21 protein-coding genes are annotated in these 20,803 nt (G+C 71.4%); 9 read left to right on the plus strand and 12 right to left on the minus strand.

Annotation, left to right across the window (positions count from 1 at the left end; translation table 11 throughout):
* Window positions 1-13 precede the first annotated feature (13 nt).
* The 8 genes from ACIBQ1_RS18380 to ACIBQ1_RS18415 form a co-directional block, all read right to left on the minus strand.
* Window positions 14-550 carry a class F sortase gene (locus ACIBQ1_RS18380; protein WP_397278866.1) on the minus strand — a complete coding sequence of 179 codons (537 nt, stop codon included), beginning with the start codon at window positions 548-550 and terminating at the stop codon, window positions 14-16.
* A gap of 2 nt (window positions 551-552) precedes the next feature.
* Window positions 553-1,218, minus strand: a complete 666-nt coding sequence (locus ACIBQ1_RS18385) for a hypothetical protein (protein ID WP_397278867.1) — start codon at window positions 1,216-1,218, stop codon at window positions 553-555.
* 168 nt (window positions 1,219-1,386) lie between these two features.
* Window positions 1,387-1,845: a tRNA (adenosine(37)-N6)-threonylcarbamoyltransferase complex ATPase subunit type 1 TsaE gene (tsaE, locus tag ACIBQ1_RS18390; protein WP_397278868.1), complete on the minus strand. Its 459-nt coding sequence runs from the start codon at window positions 1,843-1,845 to the stop codon at window positions 1,387-1,389.
* A complete protein-coding gene (locus ACIBQ1_RS18395) occupies window positions 1,842-2,894 on the minus strand; it encodes an alpha/beta fold hydrolase (protein WP_397278869.1) in 1,053 nt (350 codons plus the stop codon). The genes tsaE and ACIBQ1_RS18395 overlap by 4 nt, the downstream gene beginning before the upstream one ends.
* A gap of 45 nt (window positions 2,895-2,939) precedes the next feature.
* The gene (gene alr / locus ACIBQ1_RS18400) at window positions 2,940-4,073 is read right to left on the minus strand and encodes an alanine racemase (RefSeq protein ID WP_397279113.1); all 1,134 of its coding nucleotides are present in this window, start codon (window positions 4,071-4,073) and stop codon (window positions 2,940-2,942) included.
* Window positions 4,074-4,156: 83 nt separating this feature from the next.
* Window positions 4,157-5,614 carry an NAD(P)H-hydrate dehydratase gene (locus ACIBQ1_RS18405; RefSeq protein ID WP_397278870.1) on the minus strand — a complete coding sequence of 486 codons (1,458 nt, stop codon included), beginning with the start codon at window positions 5,612-5,614 and terminating at the stop codon, window positions 4,157-4,159.
* Between the two features lie 124 nt (window positions 5,615-5,738).
* Complete coding sequence (locus tag ACIBQ1_RS18410; RefSeq protein ID WP_397278872.1) at window positions 5,739-6,089, minus strand: holo-ACP synthase; 351 nt, start codon at window positions 6,087-6,089, stop codon at window positions 5,739-5,741.
* A 13-nt stretch (window positions 6,090-6,102) separates the two neighbouring features.
* Window positions 6,103-7,509 (minus strand): alkaline phosphatase PhoX, encoded by a 1,407-nt coding sequence (locus ACIBQ1_RS18415; RefSeq protein ID WP_397278874.1) that lies wholly within the window; start codon window positions 7,507-7,509, stop codon window positions 6,103-6,105.
* Between the two features lie 194 nt (window positions 7,510-7,703).
* Between ACIBQ1_RS18415 and coaA the strand changes: the two genes are divergently transcribed.
* From coaA to ACIBQ1_RS18445, 6 genes are all read left to right on the plus strand, one after another.
* On the plus strand, window positions 7,704-8,606 hold the full coding sequence (gene coaA / locus ACIBQ1_RS18420) for a type I pantothenate kinase (protein WP_397279114.1): 903 nt from the start codon (window positions 7,704-7,706) through the stop codon (window positions 8,604-8,606).
* Between the two features lie 161 nt (window positions 8,607-8,767).
* Window positions 8,768-9,703: a DUF389 domain-containing protein gene (locus ACIBQ1_RS18425; RefSeq protein WP_397278876.1), complete on the plus strand. Its 936-nt coding sequence runs from the start codon at window positions 8,768-8,770 to the stop codon at window positions 9,701-9,703.
* A gap of 40 nt (window positions 9,704-9,743) precedes the next feature.
* A complete protein-coding gene (locus ACIBQ1_RS18430; RefSeq protein ID WP_397278878.1) occupies window positions 9,744-10,652 on the plus strand; it encodes an ABC transporter ATP-binding protein in 909 nt (302 codons plus the stop codon).
* Window positions 10,645-11,505, plus strand: coding sequence for an ABC transporter permease (locus ACIBQ1_RS18435; RefSeq protein WP_397278880.1), 861 nt, complete (start codon window positions 10,645-10,647; stop codon window positions 11,503-11,505). Before ACIBQ1_RS18430 ends, ACIBQ1_RS18435 begins: the two co-directional genes overlap by 8 nt.
* Window positions 11,502-12,416 (plus strand): ABC transporter ATP-binding protein, encoded by a 915-nt coding sequence (locus ACIBQ1_RS18440; RefSeq protein ID WP_397278882.1) that lies wholly within the window; start codon window positions 11,502-11,504, stop codon window positions 12,414-12,416. Before ACIBQ1_RS18435 ends, ACIBQ1_RS18440 begins: the two co-directional genes overlap by 4 nt.
* A complete protein-coding gene (locus ACIBQ1_RS18445) occupies window positions 12,416-13,132 on the plus strand; it encodes an ABC transporter permease subunit (protein WP_397278884.1) in 717 nt (238 codons plus the stop codon). Before ACIBQ1_RS18440 ends, ACIBQ1_RS18445 begins: the two co-directional genes overlap by 1 nt.
* Before the next feature lie 45 nt (window positions 13,133-13,177).
* Here the strand turns inward: ACIBQ1_RS18445 and glmM are convergent, their stop codons facing one another.
* The 3 genes from glmM to rplM are packed head-to-tail and all read right to left on the minus strand — an operon-like array spanning window position 13,178 to window position 15,526.
* Window positions 13,178-14,530 carry a phosphoglucosamine mutase gene (glmM, locus tag ACIBQ1_RS18450; RefSeq protein ID WP_397278886.1) on the minus strand — a complete coding sequence of 451 codons (1,353 nt, stop codon included), beginning with the start codon at window positions 14,528-14,530 and terminating at the stop codon, window positions 13,178-13,180.
* A gap of 1 nt (window position 14,531) precedes the next feature.
* Window positions 14,532-15,056, minus strand: a complete 525-nt coding sequence (gene rpsI / locus ACIBQ1_RS18455; RefSeq protein WP_319712246.1) for a 30S ribosomal protein S9 — start codon at window positions 15,054-15,056, stop codon at window positions 14,532-14,534.
* A 26-nt stretch (window positions 15,057-15,082) separates the two neighbouring features.
* Window positions 15,083-15,526, minus strand: a complete 444-nt coding sequence (rplM, locus tag ACIBQ1_RS18460; RefSeq protein ID WP_192789911.1) for a 50S ribosomal protein L13 — start codon at window positions 15,524-15,526, stop codon at window positions 15,083-15,085.
* A 385-nt stretch (window positions 15,527-15,911) separates the two neighbouring features.
* On the opposite strand from rplM, the gene ACIBQ1_RS18465 reads away from it, so the two are divergent.
* The 3 genes from ACIBQ1_RS18465 (at window position 15,912) to ACIBQ1_RS18475 (ending at window position 19,903) form a co-directional block, all read left to right on the plus strand.
* Window positions 15,912-16,592 carry a CAP domain-containing protein gene (locus ACIBQ1_RS18465; RefSeq protein ID WP_397278888.1) on the plus strand — a complete coding sequence of 227 codons (681 nt, stop codon included), beginning with the start codon at window positions 15,912-15,914 and terminating at the stop codon, window positions 16,590-16,592.
* A gap of 24 nt (window positions 16,593-16,616) precedes the next feature.
* Window positions 16,617-17,840, plus strand: a complete 1,224-nt coding sequence (locus tag ACIBQ1_RS18470) for a hypothetical protein (RefSeq protein WP_397278890.1) — start codon at window positions 16,617-16,619, stop codon at window positions 17,838-17,840.
* 104 nt (window positions 17,841-17,944) lie between these two features.
* Complete coding sequence (locus ACIBQ1_RS18475; RefSeq protein WP_397278892.1) at window positions 17,945-19,903, plus strand: hypothetical protein; 1,959 nt, start codon at window positions 17,945-17,947, stop codon at window positions 19,901-19,903.
* Here the strand turns inward: ACIBQ1_RS18475 and truA are convergent.
* Window positions 19,868-20,764 carry a tRNA pseudouridine(38-40) synthase TruA gene (gene truA, locus ACIBQ1_RS18480; RefSeq protein WP_397278894.1) on the minus strand — a complete coding sequence of 299 codons (897 nt, stop codon included), beginning with the start codon at window positions 20,762-20,764 and terminating at the stop codon, window positions 19,868-19,870. The two genes, ACIBQ1_RS18475 and truA, sit on opposite strands and share 36 nt — an antisense overlap.
* Between the last annotated feature and the right edge of the window lie 39 nt (window positions 20,765-20,803).

The following is a 20,803-nucleotide window of genomic DNA, read 5'->3' on the forward strand; positions in this document are numbered from 1 at the left end:
CCGCAAACCGTTTTCAGGCGCGGGAGGCGTACACGATGATGTTGTCCAGGTATTCGCCCTTGGCGTAGTCGAACTTGCCGCCGCAGGTGACCAGCCTCAGGCCGTCCTCCAGGTACACGCGCCTGGTGGGGAAGCTGTCCTTGTGCACCTGCTCGATCGCGTCGACCTTGAAGCTCACGACCTTGCCGTCGCTGCGCTCGACCTTGACGGTCTCGCCCTTGCGTAACTGCTTGAGCTTGTAGAACACGGCGGGGGCCGTCTTGGTGTCGACGTGCCCGATGATCACCGAGGCGCCCTTCTCGCCGGGCACGGCGCTGCCGGAGTACCAGCCGGCGACCTTCGGCTTCTCGTACGGGGGCAGCTCGACCTCGCCGTCCTTGGACAGGCCGAGCTTCATGAGCGGCGCGTCGACGTCGATCGCGGGGATGTCGATGCTTTCCGGCACGATCGACGCGGTGGGCGTGGTGCCGGTCTGCATGCCCTTGCCGAACGCGACCAGCAGCAAACCCGTGGCGGCGCCGGCGAGCACCACCCGTCCAGGACGGGCCATCGCTAGGCCTTGCGGCGCTTGACCGCGAAGCCGACGCCCGCGGCCACGGCGAGGCCGACCAGCAGGCCCGCGGGACCGATCGGGATCGAGGAGTCGTCGCTCTCGTCCATGCCGTACGTGCCGCCGCCGCCCGCCTTGGGCGCCTTGGTCGGCACGGTGGACGGCACGGCCTCGGCCGCGGCGACCCTGAGCGTGGCCCGGCCCATGTCGTTGGTGCCGTCGCACTTGACGTCGACCCGGTAGGAGCCGCGCCGGACCGTTCCCGAGACCTGCGCCTCACCGCGCACCCAGGGCGAGCCGTTGGCGGACGTGGCGGTCGCGGTGGGGGTCGCCGAGGCCCCGGCGACCGGGTTGAGCACGACGCCGTTGACGAACGCCCGCGAGGTCCCGCTGCCGGTGTGCGCCGGGCCGCCGGTCGGCACGGGGCAGTTGGCCAGGATCCACACCTTGGAGGTCTCGCCCGCGGTGACGCGGTCGGGGTTGAGCTGGACCGAGATGGTCTGCCTGGTGGTCGTGGGCCGCGGGCTGCCCGTGGCGGCCGGGGCGGCCGTGCCGCTGGCTGTGGGGGTCGGCGTGCCTGTTGGATCTGTGTCGGCGGAGGCCGTGCAGCCGGTCAGACCGACCATGACGATGGCTCCCGCGTACGCGACTCGCCTGACCCTGAGCACCGGCCGCACCCCACTCCGCCGTCGTACAACCCAGCATCCATCAGAAATATGGATGTCGCCCCTCCTGATACCCAGAAAATCTGGGCCAATCCCTGACCAACGATCATGATTTATGTCATTGGCCTGGTACGTCAAGGGTGCCAGTATTGCCGAAAATTGACTGCGGTTTTAGCCTTCTACCGGCTCAGACGGCGTGTCGGCCCATCGCGGGCCCACGCCGCGCAGGGTGACAATGCGGGCCTCTTCGCCCGCCTCGCGGTCGATGTGGATCTCCAGGCGGTCGTCGGCCAGCCCCTCGACCAGCCCCTCGCCCCACTCGACGACGGTGACGGAGTCTTCCAGCGAGGCGTCGAGATCGAGGTCGTCCACCTCCAGGTCGCCGCCGAGCCGGTAGGCGTCCACGTGCACGAGCGGCGGCCCCTGGCGCAGCGAAGGGTGCACCCGGGCGATCACGAACGTGGGCGAGGTGATCGGGCCGCGTACTTTGAGCCCTTCGGCGAGGCCCTGCACGAGCGTGGTCTTGCCGGCGCCGAGCGCGCCCGACAGGACGAGCAGGTCGCCGGCGCGCAGCCGCCCGGCCAGGCGGGCGCCGTACGCGCGCATGTCCTCGGGGGTCGCGAGCCTCACTGCATCTCCACCCTCTTGATCAGGTCGCGCAGCGCGTCGTTGACGACGCCCGGCCGCTCCAGCTGGATGAGGTGGGACGTGTCGGGCACCTCGGTGAGCTGCGCCTTGGGCAGCGCGGCGGCGATGGCCTTGCTGTGGTCCGGCGGGGTGAGCCAGTCTCGCTCGCCCACCATGATCGCGGTGGGCACCGGGGCGAGGACGTCGAGCGCGGAGAGCTTGTCGTGGTTCATCAGCGCCGGGTAGAAGTCGGCGAACACCTCGGTCGGCGTGGCCCTGATCATCGACTCGGCGAAGTCGACCACGGTCGGGCTGACGTTCTTGGAGTCGCCGAAGCCCATGTAGCGGGTCATCAGGAATGCGATGTCGCTGCCCGCGCGGCGGCCTCGGTCGACCAGGGCGCCGCCCTTGCCCAGGATCGAGACCGTAGACGGGGCGATCTTGTGCACGGCCTTGGACAGCATCGCCGGCATGCCCAGCGTGAGCTCGGCCAGCTTGCCCGCCGAGGTGGCGATGAGGGCCACGCCGCGGATCTTGTCCTCGAACAGCTCGGGGTGGCTGTCGGCCAGCGCCATGATCGTCATGCCGCCCATGGAGTGGCCGACCAGCACGCACGGGCCCGGCACGAACCGCTCGATCACCTCGGCCAGGTCGGCGCCCAGCCGGTCGATCGTGCTGCCGTCGGCGCCCGCGCGCTGCGAGCGCCCGTGGGAACGCTGGTCCCACAGCACCATGCGGTAGTTTTCGCGCAGGTCCTTGCGCTGGTAGTGCCAGGACTCCAGGTTGAGGCAGTAGCCGTGGCAGAAGACGACGGTCAGCTCCGCATCTTCGGGCCCGTCGACTTCGATGTGCAGCGCCTTGCCGTCGGAGGTGACGAGCGTGCGCTCCCTGCCCCGCAGCTCGCCGAACGGCTCGCTGGCCTCGGTGTCGGGGCGCAGCCTGATCCGGCCGACCGCGTACCGCTTGGCCAGCGCCGCCGCCGCGACGCCGGCGGAAGCCGCACCGACGAGCGCGCCGGCGATGCCTACCCTGCGCCGTGTTGTCGTCGTCATCTCCCCGATCCTTCTCCGCTCATGCCCACCGCGAAGTGCCCGTCGTCACTCCGAGCGCCTGTGCTCGTAGACCCGCGGCACGCGCGACCCGATCCTGGTCACGATCTCATGCGTGATCGTGCCGAGATTATCCGCCCACTCCTGAGCGGTCGGCTCGCCCCCGTCACCGGGCCCGAACAGCACGACCTCGTCGCCTGCCGACAGGGCGTCGTCGCCCATGTCGATCATGAACTGGTCCATGCACACCCGGCCCGCGATCAACCTGCGCCGCCCGCCGGCCAGGACCTCGGCCCGCCCCGTCGCGTGCCTGAGAATCCCGTCGGCGTATCCGAGCGGCACGAGGCCGAGCGTGGTCTCGCGGTCGGTGACGTACAGGTGAGCGTATGACACGCCCGAACCCTCCGGAACCCGCTTGACCAGGCCGGCCTGCGCCACGAGCGTCATCGCCGGCCTGAGCCCGAAGTCGCCCAGCTCGGGGATGGGGCTCAGGCCGTACATCGCGATGCCGGGCCTGACCAGGTCGTAGCGGGCCTCGGGCAGCGTCACGGTGGCCGCGGAGTTGGAGAGGTGCCTGATCACGTGGGAGCCCGCCGCGCCGGCCCGCTCGGCCAGCTTGAGCGCCGTCCGGTACGCCTCCTGCTGCTGCTCGATCGACGGGTGGCCGGGGATGTCCGCGCAGGCGAAGTGGGACCAGAGCCCGACGATCTCGACGACGCCCTCGGCCCGCAGCTTCAGCGCCCCGTCGAGGAGCCCCGGCCAGGCGGCCAGCGGCGAGCCGCCCCTGCTCATGCCGGTGTCGGCCTCCAGGTGCAGCTTGGCCGTGCGCCCCGTGCGGCGGGCGGCGGCCTCGATCTCGCCGAGCCGCCCCTCGTCGGAGGCCGACAGCTCGACGTCCTCGGCGAGGGCCTCGTCCAGCGGCTCGCCCGGGGTGAGGAGCCACGCCAGGATCGGCGCGGTCACGCCGGCCGCCCGCAGCTCCAGCGCCTCCCGGACGAACGCGGTGCCCAGCCGGCTCGCCCCTCCCTCCAGCACGGCCTCGGACGCCGGCACCAGACCGTGCCCGTACGCGTCGGCCTTGACGGCGCCCATCAGCTCCGCGCCGCCGGCCCGCTCCTTGAGCAGGGCCACGTTGTGCCTGATCGCGGCCAGGTCGACCCGCGCCTGCGCGGGCGTGGCCATCGAGGAGTACATCCTTCTAGTGTGGCAGCTCACACGGGTGGTCGAGCGCGATTTCCGCCCCTGACCGCCCCCTGCACCGCCCCTTAAGACGAGCGGCCCTCGCCGGTCACCGCGCGGATGGCCTCCGGCACCGCCGTGGCCACGTCGGCCGCGGTCAGCGGCGCGCCGTCGGCGGCGCGCCGCCCGGCCAGCCCGTGCAGGAACGCCCCGCAGGACGCCGCGTCGTAGCAGCTCAGCCCCTGGGCGAGCAGCGCCCCGGCCACCCCCGCCAGCACGTCCCCGGTCCCCCCTGTGGCCAGCCAGGACGTGCCGGTGACGTTCACCCGGACCGGCCGCGACTCCTCGGCCACCACCGTGGTGGACCCCTTGAGCAGCACGGTCACGCCCAGCTCGGCCGAGGCCCGGCGGGCGTGCTCCAGCCGGGCGGCCTCGATGGCGTCCCGGTCGGCGCGGATGAGCCGCGCCAGCTCCCCGGCGTGCGGCGTGATCAGGACGGGCGCCGACCGCCGCAGCAGCCCGCGGTCGCGGGCCACCAGCGTCAGCGCGTCGGCGTCGACCAGCACGGGCACGTTGGACGCCAGCACCTGGGCGGCCACCTGGTGCGCCCACTCCCCGGTGCCCAGCCCCGGCCCGAGCACCCACGCCTGCACCCGGCCCACGTCGTCGACGGAGGGCCGGTCCAGCTCGGTGACCACGGCCTCCGGCCAGTGCGCGCGCACCTGCGCGACCGGCGCGGCGGGACCCGCGTAGCGCACCATGCCGGCCCCCGCCCGCAGCGCGCCGCCCACGGCCAGCACGGCGGCGCCGGTGAACAGGTCGCTCCCCGCTGCCACGCCCAGCACGCCCCTGCGGTACTTGTCGGACTCGTTGCCGGGCCGCGGCAGCAGGACGTCGACGTCGCCGCCGGTCAGCGCCGCGACGTCGGGATCGGGCAGGTAGGGCCCGAGCCCGATGTCCACCAGCTCGACCGCGCCCGCGTACTCGGCGCCGGGATCGACGAGCAGCCCCGTCTTGTACGCCCCCATGGTCACGGTCACCCTGGCCCGCACCGCCGGGCCCGCCACCCGGCCGCTGCTCGCGTCCACGCCGCTCGGGACGTCCACCGCGACGATCGGCCCGCGGGCCGCGTTCGCCTCCTCGACGAGCTCGCGGTACGGGTCCCGCAGCGCCCCGGAGGCCCCGATCCCGACGAGCCCGTCGATGATCAGGTCCGCGCGCCCCAGGGCGCCCCGGTCGACGACCCGCCCGCCGGCCTGCCTGAACGCGGCCAGCCCGGCCTCGTGCGTCTTGGACCCGGCCAGGACGGCGCCCACCCAGGCCCCGCGCCTGGCCAGCCGCTCGCCCGCGTAGAGCGCGTCCCCGCCGTTGTCCCCGCTGCCGATGAGGAGCACGACGCGTTTGCCGTACACCCTGCCGAGGAGGTCGGCGCAGACGGCGGCGAGCCCGGTCGCGGCCCGCTGCATGAGCGTGCCCTCGGGCAACCGCGCCATCAGCTCGTGCTCGGCGCCCCGGATCTGGTCGGCGGTGTAGGCAGTCTTCATGGCCTCGCTCCGTTCGGCTGCTCGGTCGCTGGGAAGCCGTCGCCTTCCCTCGTCGCTCTGGTCGCTACGCTCCCGACGCTCCTCAGTCCAGGCGACGGCGCTCCCTCGCGCGCATGATCCGAAGCTATCCCTCCGCGATCACATAGGCCACGGCCACGCCCGCGTCGTGGCTCAGCGAGACATGCCAGCGCTTGACCCCGAGGTCGTAGGCGACCTCCGCGGCCTTGCCGGTGATCCGCAGCTCGGGCTTGCCGTTCTCGTCGCGGCGAACCTCGGCCTCCAGGTGGGCCATCCCCCTGGGCGCGCCGAGCGCCTTGGCCACGGCCTCCTTGGCGGCGAACCTGGCGGCCAGCGACCGCACCGGCAGCTCTATCTCGGCGTCGGTGAACAGCCGCTCCTTGAGCTGCGGCGTGCGCTCCAGGGCCGCCTCGAAGCGGTCGATGTCCACGACGTCTACGCCGATGCCAAGGATCATCACCCCAGCGTACTCAGAACAGGCCGCGCTCCCACGGACCCCAGATCGCGAACGACCTGCCCTGTTTGGCCTGGACGTTGACATACAGGGTGTGTCCGCCGGGCCCGAACGTCGAGCCCGCGAACTCCGCCCCCGGGTCGTCGGCGATCGGCTCCAGGCGGCCGAAGTCGAAGATCTGCCCCGACTTCGTGAGCCCGCGCAGGTAGTTGTCGCCGTCGCCGTCCTCGCACAGCACGAGCGTGCCGCGCCTGCTGGCCGTCACGTTGTCGGGCAGGTCGAGCACCGCCGAGCGCGGTGACTCGTAGGCGAGCCTGAGCCGCCCGCTCCACGTCTCGTACGCCCACACCTGCCCCCGCCCCTTGCCGAACCCGGAGGGCGGCGTGTCGCCGGACGCGGTGGCCCCGCCCTGCGTGGAGACGAAGTACACGACCCCCTGGTGGAAGACGGCCCCCTCCAGCCGGGAGAAGATCGCCGCGCCCTGCTCGCGCCCCTGGCTGCCCACGGCCTGGACGGCCTTGTCGTAGGCGGGCCTGCCGGTGAAGGCCGGGTCGGGGTCCTCGATGTCCACCCAGGCGGTCTGGAACGTGGCCCCGGACTGCTGCCCCACGGACAGGTCCTTGCGCTTGGCGCCCTTGACGGCGAGCATCTGCAGCCGGCCGCCGTCGAGCAGCCGCCCGGCCTGGACGGGGTGCTTCGGCGGCAGGTAGCGGTAGAAGCCGGAGGGGAAGGAGAAGTTGTCCTCGGTCATGTAGAGCGCGCCCGTGGAGGGGTCGAACGCCACCGACTCGTGCGGGAACCGGCCGGCCGACTTGATCGGCCTGGCGGTGGCGGTGCCGCTGACCGGCACCTCGAAGATGTAGCCGTGCTTGCGCGTGAGCTTGGAGTTGTCGCCGCCGGCGAAGTCGTCGGCCACGTCGGGGCCGTTGACCGTCTCCTCGCAGCTCACCCAGGCCCGCCACGCCATGGGGCCGCCCGAGCAGTTCATCATGGTGCCGTTGAGCGAGGGGCCGCTCTGGATCACCTCTCCGTAGCGCGTGACGCGCAGCGTGGAGGTGCCGCCGCCGGCCATCGGGTCGTATGCCCTGGACCTGTCGCCGAACGCGCCCACGGGGCCGTTGACCTCGTGGTTGCGGATGAGGATCGCGCTGTCCTTCGGGCCGGAGAAGGCCGCCATGCCGTCGTGCCTGCCCGGCACGGCCGACCCGTCGCTGAACTTCTCGCCGGCGGCGCTGAACGAGCGGTATTTGAACCCCTCGGGCAGGTGCAGCCGCACCTTCCCGTCACGCAGGTCGGGCACGGGCCGCAGCCGCCCGTAACCTCCCTGCACCGGCTTGACGCCCCCTTGCGCTCCAGCGCACGCGACCCCGGCGAAGGGGCCCGCCACGGCGATCACGTTCGTGATGAAGCGACGACGGTCCATGACACCTCCCAGCCCTGCACAGTAGCCGCCGTCACATTCTCGTACGCGTGATTCGGCAAGACTGATCTTCCTTCCCCGAACTGAGTCTCGGTAATCCCACGTCTTTATCCACAGGCTGTGGATCTCGTGGCGCGCACCCGGCCATGATCCGGTTTGTCGCCCATCGCTACGCTGCCAAGGTGAACAACGGCTACGTGGAACTGAGCAGGGAGCAGTGGAGCGAGCTCCGCAAGAACACGCCCTTGACTCTCACCGCAGACGAGCTGGAAGAGCTTCGCGGCGTCGACGACCCCATCGATCTCACTGAAGTCACGGACATCTACCTCCCCCTGACCCGGCTGCTGAATCTGCATTTCACCGGGTCCAAGCAGCGCAGCAGCGTGCTGAGCGCGTTCCTCGGGCATCCGGAGCAGCGGGTGCCGTACATCCTGGGCATCGCGGGCAGCGTCGCGGTCGGCAAGTCGACGACGGCGCGGCTCCTGCACACCCTGCTGGCCCGCTGGCCCGAGCACCCGCACGTGGAGCTGATCACCACCGACAGCTTCCTCTACCCCAACGCGGTGCTGGAGGCCAAGGGGATCATGCATCGCAAGGGCTTCCCGGAGAGCTATGACCGCAGGGCGCTGGTCAGGTTCGTGGCGGAGGTGAAGGCCGGGGCGGCGGAGGCGCACGCGCCGATCTACAGCCACCTGGAGTACGACATCGTGCCCGGAGAAACCCAAGTCGTGAAAAATCCGGATATCTTGATCATCGAGGGGCTCAACGTCCTCCAACCGGCCCCGCCCACGTCCCTCGCGGTCAACGACTACTTCGACTTCTCCATCTACGTGGACGCCAAGGTCGAGGACATCCGCACCTGGTACGTCGACCGCTTCCACAAACTCCGCCGCACCGCCTTCGAGGACCCCAAGTCGTACTTCCGATACATCGCGGAGCTCTCGTACGACGAGGCCACGACCTTCGCGGTCAACGTCTGGCGCGACATCAACGAGCGCAACCTGGTCGAGAACATCGCCCCCACAAGGGGCCGCGCCGACCTCGTCCTCAAGAAGGGCGCCGACCACTCGGTACGGCGGGTACGGCTCCGCCAGACCTGAAAACCTCCTCGAACAGGTAACGGGCGAACCTGCCCCCGCACTCCTGGTCGTCCACGCCGGCGAACCAGCACTCCTCGTCGTGGTCGTGGCACCGATATCGGATCATGTGAGCGATCCTCACGTAAGCGTGTCAAAACACCATCAACGTCCGATGAACGACAATGGCCCTCGTGCTACATCTGCGACTGATCAGCCCGGCGGCACGTACGGACGAGGCGACGGCGGTGTTGGAGGACTGCCCAGGCGTCACCAACATCGTCGTCCTGCCCGGCGCGGCCCGCGAGCCGGCCGGCGACGTGATCTTCTGCGACGCGGCCCGCGAGTCGGCCAACGAGGTGCTGGACAGGCTCAAGTGGCTGAAGACCGAGGGCTCCATCGCCGTCGAGCAGGTCGACCTGTCACTGTCCAGGGTCGCCGCCGACGCGATCGAGGAGGCGCCCGGCGAGCCCGACGACGCCGTGGTCTGGGAGGAACTCGCGCACAAGGTGTCCGCCGACTCCCGCACGACGTGGGCGTACCTGGCCTTCCTGGCCATCGCCACGCAGATCGCGGGCATCGGCATCCTGCAGAACTCCCCCATCCTGATCGTCGGCGCGATGGTGCTCGGACCGGAGTTCGGAGCGGTCGCGGCCATCTGCTTCGGCCTGCTGCGCGGCGGCTGGCACCTGGTCATCACGTCGCTGAAGACGCTGGTCGTCGGGTTCACGCTGGCGATCGCGATCACCTTCGCCTGCGCGCTCGTCTCGAACTGGCTCGGCTGGATCGACATCGGCAATCTCACCTGGAACGAGGAGGTCCAGTTCATCGTCAAGCCGGACCGCTGGTCGTTCATCGTGGCGCTGCTCGCGGGCGCGGCCGGGGTGCTGTCGGTCACGGCGGGCAAGTCGTCGGCCCTGGTCGGCGTCTTCATCTCGGTCACCACCGTGCCCGCGGCCGGCTACGTGGCCGTCGCGCTGGCGCTGGGCAACTGGGAAGAGGTCCGCGGCTCGGTCTCGCAGCTCGCGGTCAACATCCTCGGCATGGTCATCGCGGGCACGGGCACGCTCGTGGTCCAGCGGAAATTCTGGCCTCAAGTAGGACAGCGTTCATCCGTCTGAACGAGGCGGCGGCCCCGCGCAGGCGGGTACGGTCGGGCACATGCACATCCTCGCCACCGAGGGGCTGACCAAGCGCTTCCCCACCGTCACCGCGGTCGACCAGCTCACGGTCACCGTGGGGCCCGGCGTCACCGGTCTGGTGGGGGCGAACGGCGCGGGCAAGTCGACGCTGATCAAGATTCTGCTCGGCCTGCTGCCGCCCACCGGCGGCGCGGCCAAGGTGCTTGATCTGGACGTGACCGCGCAGGGCGCCGAGATCCGCCGGCTCGTCGGCTACATGCCCGAGCACGAATGCCTCCCACCCGACGTCTCCGCCACGGAGTTGGTCGTCCACCTCGCACAGATGTCCGGCCTGCCACGCACCGCCGCCCGCGAGCGCGCCGCCGACGTGCTGCGCCACGTCGGCCTGGCCGAGGAGCGCTACCGCGCCGTCGGGGGCTACTCCACGGGCATGAAGCAGCGCGTCAAGCTCGCCCAGGCCCTGGTGCACGACCCCAAGCTGATCTTCCTGGACGAGCCCACCAACGGTCTCGACCCGCGCGGCCGCGACGAGATGCTGACGCTGATCAGGCGCATCGGCACCGAGTTCGGCATCAGCGTGCTGGTCACCTCCCACCTGCTGGGCGAGCTGGAGCGCATCTGCGACCACGTGATCGTCATCGACTCCGGGCGGCTGCTGCGCTCGTCCGCGATCGGCGAGTTCACCCAGGCCACGCAGACCGTCACGGTCGAGGTCGAGGAGGGGCTCGAACCGCTGGCCGCCCGGCTGACCGAGGCCGGCCAGACCGTCTCGCAGCAGGGCCGCATGCTGGTGGTCAGGGTCCTCGGGCCCGAGACGTACGACGCGATCCGGGACGCCGCCGTCGACCTCGACCTCTGCCTCATCCGCCTCGAACAGGGACGTCACCGCATCGAGGACGTCTTCAGGGAGGAGGTGGCAGGTGTCTGAGATCTACGACATCGGATACCGCCACTACGACGGCCCCCGGCTCGGCCGCGCCCACGCGACCCGGGCGCTGACCGTCCACAGCCTGCGCGGCATCTTCGGACTCGGGCGCACGGCCCGCAGCAAGATCATGCCGTTCTCCCTCTTCGTCATCATGCTCCTGCCGGCCGTCGTGTCCGTCGCGACGATGGCCCTGGCCAAGCAGCGCATCCTCCCCTACAGCGGCTTCGCCGTCATCATGCAGGCCGTCGTCGCGGTCTTCCTGGCCGCGCAGGCGCCCACCGTGGTCGCGCCCGACCTGCGCTATCGCGTGCTGCCGCTCTACCTGTCGCGTCCCGTCTCGATCGCCGAGTACGTGGGCGCCAAGGTCACGGCGATGACCGTGGCGCTGTTCGCGCTGGTGGCGGCGCCCCTGACGTTGATCTACGTGGGCGAGCTGGTGGTGGACATGCCCGGGCCGCCGGCCACCGGCGAATACCTCGGCGCGGTGCTCATGGCCCTGGTGCTGGCCCTGCTGCTGTCGGCGTTCGGGCTGGCGCTGGCCTCGTTCACGCCCCGGCGCGGGCTCGGCGTGGCCTCCGTGATCGCCGTCTACCTGCTGTCGTCGGCGTCGGTGCCGTTGATCTACGGGTCCCTCTACAGCACGGGCCACGAGTCCGCGGCCGCCTGGGCCTGGCTGGCCAACCCGTTCTGGCTGGTGGACTCCGTACAGACCTGGCTGTTCGACACCCCGCCGCACTCCATCGAAGGCGCCGCCTACCCGAGCGGCCCCGCCTCGGCCGCGGTCCTCGTGGTGCTGGTGGCGCTCGCCCTGGCCGCCCTCGCGCTGCGTTACAGGAAGGCGGCCTCGCGGTGAAGATCGAGCTGTCGCAGGTTTCCCGCTGGTACGGCAACGTGGTGGCGGTCAACGACGTCACCATGACGATCGGCCCCGGCGTCACGGGCCTGCTCGGCCCCAACGGGGCGGGCAAGTCCACGCTCCTGCACACGATGGCGGGCTTCCTGGCCCCGTCCAGCGGGTCGGTCACGCTGGACGGCCAGCAGGTCTGGAAGAACCACCATATTTACCGAAATATCGGTCTGGTCCCGGAACGGGAGGGAGTGTATGGCTTCCTCACCGGCTGGCAGTTCGTCCTCTCGGCCGCCCGCCTCCACGGGCTGGGCGACCCGGTCGAGGCGGCCCGCAAGGCCCTGGCCACAGTCGAGATGGAGGAGCCCAAGGACCGGCGCGTGGAGACGTACTCGAAGGGCATGCGCCAGCGCGTCAAGGTGGCCGCGGCCCTCGTCCACGACCCGCCGGTGCTCCTGCTCGACGAGCCGTTCAACGGCATGGACCCCCGCCAGCGCCTCCACCTCATGGACCTGATCCGCGCCATGGGCACGGCGGGCAAGACGATCCTGTTCAGCTCCCACATCCTGGAGGAGGTCGAACGGGTCGCCCAGCACATCGAGGTCCTGGTGGCGGGCCGACACGCGGCGTCGGGCAACTTCCGCGAGATCCGGCGCCTGATGACCGACAGGCCCCACCTGTTCGTGATCCGTTCGAGCGACGACAGGAAGCTCGCCGCCGCCCTCATCCGCGACCAGTCGACGGGCGGCATCACCCTCCGCCCCGACGGCCTCGAGGTCCAGGCCATCGAGTTCCGCCGCTTCGCCCGGCTCCTGCCCCGGGTGGCCCAGGCGGAGGGCGTACACCTGCACCAGGTCTCCCCGGCGGACGAGGACCTGGAGAGCGTCTTCTCCTACCTCATCACCAGGAGCACCTGATGAACACAGTCGTTGCGGGTATCACCTACCGGGCCCTGCTCGGGCGGCGCCGCATCATCCTGCTCCTGCTGCTCCCGCTGGCCCTGATCGGCCTGGCCGTGCTCTTCCGCGTGCTCGGCGGAGGCGACCAGAAGAACGCCGTGGACCTGATGCAGACGTTCGCCATCGGCACGATGCTCCCCCTGCTGGGCCTGATCGCCGGCACGGGCGTCATCGCCCCGGAGATCGACGACGGCACGATCATCCACCTGATGTCCAAGCCGCTCTCCCGCCCGGTCATCATCCAGACGAAGTTCCTGGTCGCGGCCTCGCTGATGGCCCTGTTCGGCGCCGTGCCCACGTACGTGGCGGCCTGGATCCTGGCCGGCAACGAGGACGGCATCGCCCCGGGCTTCGCGCTGGGAGCGCTGGTGGCCGGCGTCGCGTACGCCGCCGTCTTCCTCCTGCTGGGCGTCGTCACCCGGCACGCGGTCACGATCGGCATCATCTACGCCCTGGTCTGGGAGAGCGTGGTGGGCGGCTTCATCGAGGGCGCCCAGAAGTTCTCGATCCAGCAGTGGGGCCGGACGATAGCCAAACAGATCTCCGACTCCGCCTTCATCGAGGCGAACGTGGCCCTGAGCTTCGCCGTGCCCGCCCTGATCGTCGTCACGGTGGTCGGCGTCCTCTGGGCGGGGCAGCGGCTGCGGGTCTTCGCCCTCACCGGGGACGAATGAACGAACGGCCCGCGGGATCGTCCCGCGGGCCGTTCGAGAAGGCGCTCAGACGCAGGCCGTGCGCACCACGCCGGCGAGGCGGTCCGCCACCTTGGTGGCGTGCTCCTCCGACGCGGCCTCGACCATGACCCGGATCATCGGCTCCGTGCCGCTCGGCCTGATCAGGACCCGGCCCGTCTCCCCCAGCTCGGCCTCCGCCTCGGCGACGGCGGCCAGCAGCTCGGGAGCGGCGGACTTGCCCTTGTCCACGTCCTTGACGTTGATCAGGATCTGCGGCAGCGGCGTCATCACCGATGCCAGCTCCTTCAGCGACAAGCCCGACTTGGCCACCACGCCCAGCAGGTGGAGCGAGGTGAGCAGGCCGTCGCCGGTGGTGGCGTGGTCGAGCATGATGACGTGGCCCGACTGCTCCCCGCCCAGGTTGTAGCCGTCGGACTTCATCCGCTCCAGCACGTAGCGGTCACCGACCGCGGTCTCCACCACGGTGATGCCCGCGTCGCGCATGGCCAGCTTGAAGCCCAGGTTGGACATCACGGTCGCCACCACGGTGTCCTTGGCCAGCAGTCCCTCGTCGTGCATGGCGGCGGCGAGGATGGCCATGATGTGGTCGCCGTCGATCATCGCGCCCGTGTGGTCGATCGCCAGGCAGCGGTCGGCGTCGCCGTCGTAGGCCACGCCCAGGTCCGCCCCGCGCGACACGACCACCTGCGCGAGCTTGTCCAGGTGGGTGGAGCCGTGGCCGGCGTTGATGTTGAGGCCGTCGGGCCTGGCGCCGATGGCCTCGACCCTGGCGCCCGCCCGCACCAGCGCCTCCGGGGCCACCATGTGGGCGGCGCCGTGAGCGCAGTCGACCACGATGTTCAGCCCGTCGAGCGCGGCCTTCATCGTGGTCAGCAGGTGGGAGACGTACCGGTTGGCCTCGCCGTACGCCTCCCGCACCCGGCCCACGGCCGAGCCGACGGGAAAGCTCCAGTCCTCGCCCAGCCGCCGCTCGATCTCGTCCTCGACCGCGTCGGACAGCTTGAAGCCGCCGCGGGCCAGGAACTTGATGCCGTTGTCCGGCGCCGGGTTGTGCGAGGCCGACAGCATGACGCCGAGATCGGCGCCGAGCGCGGCGGTGAGGTGGGCGACGGCCGGGGTGGGCAATACGCCGAGGCGCAGAACGTCCACACCGGACGCCGCGAGGCCGGCGACCACTGCGGCCTCGAGAAACTCTCCCGAGGCACGCGGGTCCCGGCCTACGACCGCCACCGGCCTGCTCTTGCGGCCGGCAGCGGCGAACGCGCCCGCATCGCCGAGGACGTGAGCCGCCGCGACCGAAAGGTCCATGGCGAGCTGCGCCGTGAGGTCGCGACCGGCGACCCCACGTACCCCGTCGGTGCCGAAAAGGCGCGCCAACTTAGCGCTTGCTGTACTGCGGAGCCTTGCGGGCCTTCTTGAGGCCGTACTTCTTCCGCTCCGTGGCGCGGGCGTCACGGGTGAGGAAGCCGGCCTTCTTCAGCGGCGGCCGGTTGACCTCGACGTCCAGGATCGCCAGGGCGCGGGACAGGCCCATGCGCAGCGCGCCGGCCTGGCCGGTCACGCCGCCGCCGTCGATGCGCGCGATGACGTCGAACGCCTCCTCGGCGCCGAGCACCACGAAGGGCTCGTTGACGATCTGCTGGTGGACCTTGTTCGGGAAGTAGACGTCCAGCGAACGACCGTTGATCGTCCACTTGCCGGTGCCGGGGACGATGCGCACGCGGGCGATCGCCTCCTTGCGGCGGCCGGTGCCGTACGAGTTGCCCGTGGTGACGGGCTTACGCACGGGGGCGTCGGCGCTGGCGGCGGACTCGGTGGTGTACTCGGACGGGAAGTCCTCGCTGGAGAGGTCCTCCAGCTCAGCCTCGACGACGGCCGTCTCGACACCAGTGGGCTCAGCCACGGTTCTCCTCTAAATCTTTCGAACTACTACTGGGCGATCTGGGTGATCTCGAACGGCACCGGCTGCTGGGCCTGGTGCGGGTGCTCGGAACCCGCGTAGACCTTCAGCTTCTTCGCCATCTTCCGGCCGAGGGAGTTCTTCGGAAGCATGCCCTTGACGGCCTTCTCGACGGCCTTGTCCGGCCGCTTCTCCATGAGCTCGCCATAGCTGACGGAACGCAGACCGCCCGGGTAGCCCGAGTGGCGGTACGCCTTCTTCTGCTCAAGCTTGTTGCCACTGAGCGCGATCTTGTCCGCGTTGATGATGATGACGAAGTCACCGGTGTCGACGTGGGGAGCGAAGATCGGCTTGTGCTTGCCGCGGAGCAGGGTCGCGACGTGGCTGGCCAGCCGGCCCAGCACGACATCGGTCGCGTCGATGACGTACCACTGACGCTGGACGTCGGCGGGCTTCGGTGAGTACGTGCGCACGGTCGTAGCCTTCTTTATGCTCGCGTCTTCGGCGCTGTCGGATGCGACAGCTACATTTGGTCGGTCGGTGCGGGCACACGACGGCCCGGACCTTCCGTCTCCTCATCATGGGAGATGACGCCGGACGCGCCGCGCATTGGTCACGCGGACCTATGCACACAACGAACCTAAGCTACCCGCCCAAAGGCGCGCAGGTCAAAACGACCAGTAGCCCGGAGCGAGTCTACCCGAACGCAGAACGGTTCGGTTTCGTTTCCCTGGGACCTCTTCTTTCTCAGGACCAGACATCCCTATCGTTAGCGGCGGTATGCGGCAGAACTCTCACTCCCGGCCAACCCAGCGGGGCGCTCGGCGCCGGAATCACCTGGGGGTGCTGGCCTGCCTCATGAGTGTGTTGTTCACGGGAGTGCTGATCGGCCGGCTCACCGACGACACCGAATCGAACCCGCACGTCTACCTCAACGAGACCGCCCCGCCCGCGGCGGCCACCGGCAACCCCGCGCCGACGACGGCCAGGAAGGCGCAGCAGCAGGCCGAGATGATCCCCAGGGAGATCACGACGAGGAAGGCGCCCCGCGGCCGGGTCACCCCCAAGGCCACCAAGACGCCCGACGGGCAGATCGCCGGGTTCAACAGCCAGGACAACCCCGCGCTGCTCAGCGACGGCAGCGGCGGTGTGCAGATCATCCCCGGGCTGGCCGCCAAGGTCGTCTCCCTGACCAACGCCGCCAGGTCCCGCCACGGCTGCGGGGCGCTCAGGGTGGACGCCGGCCTGTCCAGCTCCGCGCGTACGCACGCGCTGGAGATGGCCCAGACCGGGCAGCTCGCGCACACCTCGCCCGACGGCTCGTCACCGTGGGACCGGATGGAGCGCGCCGGCTACCGCTGGGGCGCCGCCGAGAACATCGGCGCCGGTTACAGCACCCCTGACGAGGCGGTACGCGGCTGGCTCGACAGCCGCGACCACCGCAAGAACATCCTCGACTGCGGCCTGAAGGCCATCGGCGTGGGCGTCGCGTCCGGCCCGGACGGGCCATGGTGGACCCAGGACTTCGGAACCCGATGACGCACATCACGGTAATGTCGCCGCATGGGTTTTCCCGAAGGACGTGAAAACAGCGCCCCCTATGGAATGGGGAGCGTCTTCCAGCCTGCGGGCAGACGCCGCGCTCCAAACGGCCCCGGCGGCCCGGACGGGCCCGACGGCCCCGGCCCCGGCCCCGGCCCCGGCGGGCCGAACGGCCCCGGTGGCTCTGGCGGTCCCGGCGGTCCCGGCTTCTTCGGCGGGCCCGGCCCCGGTGGGCCCGGCCCCGGCGGGCCCGGTGGGCCGAACGGTCCTGGCGGTTCCGGCCCCGGTGGCCCCGGCTTCTTCGGCGGCCCGAGCGGGCCGAACGGGCCTGGTGGCCCCGGCGGACCGGGTGGTCCCGGCGGGCCTGACGGCCCGGGCGGTCCGGACGGCCCCGAGGACCCCGCTCCGCGCCGCTCCCGCCGCTCCCGCAAGGAGAAGGACAAGGAGCAGCGCGCCGCGGACGACTCCGAGCAGGAGAGCAAGTCCGACAGGGCGCCTCAGAGCAGGGTCGGCTGGAGCCCGTACGACGAGGGCCCGCGCTCGCGCGCCCCGCTGTGGTTCGCCCTCGGCGGCGTGGCGGTGCTCGGCCTGCTCGGCGGCGGTCTCGCGATGATGTGGAACGCCGACAAGCCCGTCACGGCCCAGACCGCCGACACCCGCCCGACCTCGGCCCCGCTCCCGTCGGCCCCGCCCGGCAAGTACGGCTTCGCGGGCGAGCGGTCCACGGACCCCGAGCCGATCACGGTCAAGGAGGTCTTCGGCAAGAAGAAGAAGATCTCCATCGCGGGCCGCTCGTACGAGATGACGATCACCAGCAAGGACAAGAAGTGCGCCGACGGCGCCCTGGGCGACACCCTGAAGAAGGCGCTCAAGGACGGCAAGTGCAACCAGCTCGTACGCGCCAGCTTCCGCGACAAGGCCGGCAAGATCATCGGCACGGTCGGCGTGGCCAACCTCAGGACCAGCAAGTGGGCGTCCAAGGTCGCCAAGGCCGGCAGCGTGAGCAACTACGTGAAGCCGCTCGCGGGCAAGGACAGTGTCACCAAACAGCTCGGCTCGGGCGCGGGCGGCGCCAGGATCTGGACGCACGGCCACTACGCGATCATGGTCTGGTTCCAGAACAAGGACGGCACGAAACCGGACAAGAAGGGCTCCAAGCAGATCTTCGCCGCCATCGACGACATCACCAAGGCGACGGTCTTCAAGGCTCTGGACAACCGCACGCTCACCGGAAGCCCCCTGTAGCGAAACCGGCTTCATGCTCGATAAGCCCCCAAACGGGATACCGGATCCCGCCGGGAACGCCCATACCGACGTAACGATCTCGCCACTCTCGCTAGGCTCGCCCTATGCGTGGCCAGGAACCCGGGTCTGAGCACGATCGCAGGGAAGCCGACGGATCGGCCGCACCAGCGACGCCACCGCCGAGCTTCGGCCAGACCAGCGGGCGAGACGTACCACCGGCGTTCGCCCCCGCCGACGAGGTGGTGAGCGACCCCGACGACGCGGCGCACGGCCCGGCCGACGACGCGGGGCGCGCCTCGCCCGACGACGAGCCGCCCGACCCGCCGGGCGAGGCGGCGGACGACGAGCCGCGGCCCGTCGTCCCCGTCCTGCGGGCGGCGCCGCCCGAGCCCGACGAGCCGCCCGGCGCCCAGCCGTGGGAGGTCGCGGGCGACGACGCCGCGCCGTACGACTGGTTCGACGACGAGTCCGAGCCGACCCGGCCGGGTGGCCTGCGGCCGCCGCACCCGGCCGCCGACGCCACCCGCCCCGGCCACCCGCAGGACGAGCCGGACGACCCCGACCGGACGATCGCCGACCGGCTGCGCACGCGGGGCGAGCAGGCGCGGGCCGAGCAGGTGCGGGCCCCGCGCCCCTGGGACTGGGACGAGCCGGAGCAGGACCTCGGCTCCTGGCCCGCCCAGCCGGCGGTGCCCGGCGCCCCGTCGTGGGAGCCGCCACCGGCGTTCACGGCCGCCGCGGCGGACATGCCGGTGTGGCCCACGCCCCTCGGCGGCCCGCACGCCATGCCGCCCTGGCCGGCCGCCACGGGCGAGCTGGTGGCCGAGCCCGACAACGACGAGCCGGGCTCCCCCTTCGACCCCAACGCCACCACCCCGGAGGGCCTCGCCCGCCCCGCCCACTACTTCGACCCGGAGGCGGCCCGCAGGGAGGCGGCCCAGCAGGCGGAGGCCAGGGCCCAGCACCCGTTCGTCGCCGACCAGGACACCCCGCCGGACAACTTCCTGGCGGCCCCGGTCGCCGCGCCGGAGGATGACCTCACCCGGCCGGCGCTCCCCTCCTTCGACCCCATGCCCGCCGAGCACGGCGCCCCGCCGCTCTCGCTCTCCGACCCGGCCAACCCGTCGGCCCACCCGCCGGAGCCCGGCGACGTGCCCGTCTGGCCCCCGCTCTCCGCATCCGAGGCCAAGCTGCCCGATCTACCGTTCCCCAGGGACACCTGGGGGCAGAAGCCCGCCGCCCCGCTGAGCCGGCCCTCGGGGGGCAGCCCCGCGTTCCCGCCTGGAGCGTTCAAACAGGCCCCGTTCCAGACCCCGCCCCCGCCGCCCGCCCCACCGGGCAAGAGCAAGCGGGCCCTGCTCGTCACGCTCGGCGCGCTGGCCCTGGCCGGGGTGGCGACCGGCGGCTTCTTCGCCTACCAGGCGGTCAGCTCCCCCACGCCCACGACGGCCGCCGCCACCCCGCCCAGCGCGTCGGGCGAGCCCAGCGCGGAGGCTCCCGCCGCCGCCCCCTCCGACGCCCCCGACGGCACGTCCATCCTCAACTCCGAGCAGACCGACCCGCAGAAGCTGTCGCTGTCGGAGGCCTTCCCGAAGAAGAAGGTCAGCGCCGCGGGCACCACGTTCACCAGGGTCAAGGCGGCCATCGAGTCGAGCTGCGACAAGGCCGCCACAGGGGAGTTCGCGGACGCGCTGAAAGAGCAGAAGTGCGGCCGCGTGCTCAGGGCCACGTACGTCGACAGCAAGCGCCGCTACGCGGTCACCACGGGCATAGCGGTCCTGCCCGACAAGGACGCGGCCATCATCGCCGACCAGTCCAAGGACCTCTCCCACAACGTCTGGTTCCGCCCGCTCCCCGGCGCCAAGGGCTCGGGCGGCGAGCGCGTGAACATCGCCGGCGGCTACGCGGCGGGCCTGCTGTGGGGCCGCTACATCGTCTTCAGCTACGCCACCTACGCCGACGGACACACCCCCGAGTCCAAGGACAAGGCGCTGCCCAAGGTCAGCGGGGCGTTCCGGGACCAGACCTCACTCGTCCTCGAGCGCCGCGTCACCAAGGGCTGACGGGGCCTGGTGGAGGGCGGCGGTACGCACTCGCCGGGTGGCCAGGGCCCGCGCGGCGAGCTCCGGCCCCGCCGGGTAGCCCACCTCCTCCAGGCACAGCCCGTGCGCGGGCGCGACGTGCACCCCTGAGTCCCGTACGGCCCGCGCCAGCACCTGGCCGGGCCACTCCACCGGCCGGCTGCCGTCACCGGCCGCCAGCAGCGAGCCGACCAGCGCCCGCACCATCGAGTGGCAGAACGCGTCCGCCACGACGGTCGCCACCAGCACCCCGTCGGGCTCGCGTGCCCAGTCCAGCCGCTGCAGCTCCCTGATCGTGGTGGCGCCCTCGCGCTTCTTGCAGAACGCCGCGAAGTCGTGCTCCCCCAGCAGCCGCGCCGCCGCCGCGTTGAGCGCGCCGACGTCCAGCGACCGGTTGTGCCAGACGACCTCGCGCCGCCGCAGCGGGTCGACGCCGCCCACCGCGTCGCTCACCCGGTACGCGTACCGCCGGAACATCGCCGAGAAACGCGCGTCGAAGCCCTCAGGAGCCACGGAGACCCGATGAACGCGCACATCCGGGGGCAAGACCCCACCCAGCCGCCTGACGAGCGCAGCGAGCCGCTCGTGGACGTCCAGGGGCCCCCGGTTGCCGTCGAGCTCGGCCAGCGACTCGCCGGGCACGTCCACGTGGGCGACCTGCCCGCGCGCGTGCACCCCGGCGTCGGTGCGCCCGGCCACGGTCAGCGTCGCGGGCCCGCCGAGGCGCAGGATCCTGCCGAGCGCCTGCTCGATCTCGCCCTGGACCGTCCGGCGTCCCGGCTGCCTGGCCCATCCGGAGAAGTCGGTCCCGTCGTACGCGAGGTCGAGGCGGAGCCGTACCACGATGATCCTCCTTCAATGGAAAACGGGCCCGCACCCCGC

This window comes from Nonomuraea sp. NPDC050153 (genome assembly GCF_044460125.1).
Lineage (GTDB): Bacteria > Actinomycetota > Actinomycetes > Streptosporangiales > Streptosporangiaceae > Nonomuraea.